Source organism: Pseudoalteromonas sp. SG45-5 (genome assembly GCF_014164085.1).
In the GTDB taxonomy this organism is placed as follows: domain Bacteria; phylum Pseudomonadota; class Gammaproteobacteria; order Enterobacterales; family Alteromonadaceae; genus Pseudoalteromonas; species Pseudoalteromonas aliena.
Genome location: NZ_JACJEM010000152.1, coordinates 1 through 593 on the forward strand (window position 1 = coordinate 1; position 593 = coordinate 593).

1 protein-coding gene is annotated in these 593 nt (G+C 45.5%); it reads left to right on the forward strand.

The window, feature by feature from the left end:
• Window positions 1–593 (forward strand): GTP-binding protein (locus H5119_RS20040; RefSeq protein WP_259399077.1); only part of this gene is annotated, 593 nt, incomplete at both ends.

A 593-nucleotide genomic window follows, 5' to 3' on the forward strand; every position in this document is an offset into this window, starting at 1 on the left:
GATACTCCTTCACGCCACTACGCGCACGTAGATTGTCCTGGTCACGCCGATTATGTTAAAAACATGATCACTGGTGCTGCTCAAATGGACGGCGCGATCTTAGTAGTTGCTGCGACTGATGGCCCAATGCCACAAACGCGTGAGCACATCCTTCTTTCTCGTCAGGTTGGCGTTCCTTACATCATCGTGTTCATGAACAAATGTGACATGGTAGATGACGAAGAGCTACTTGAACTAGTAGAAATGGAAGTTCGTGAACTTCTTTCAGAATACGATTTCCCGGGTGATGACTTACCTCTAATCGCTGGTTCTGCGCTTAAGGCGTTAGAAGGCGAGAAAGAGTGGGAAGATAAGATTGTTGAGCTTGCAAATGCACTTGATTCTTACATTCCAGAGCCAGAGCGTGATATCGATAAGCCTTTCATCATGCCTATCGAAGACGTTTTCTCAATCCAAGGTCGTGGTACTGTTGTAACTGGCCGTGTTGAAGCTGGTATCATCAACGTGAATGACGAAGTTGAAATCGTTGGTATCAAGGACACTACTAAGTCTACTTGTACTGGTGTTGAAATGTTCCGTAAGCTTCTTGACGA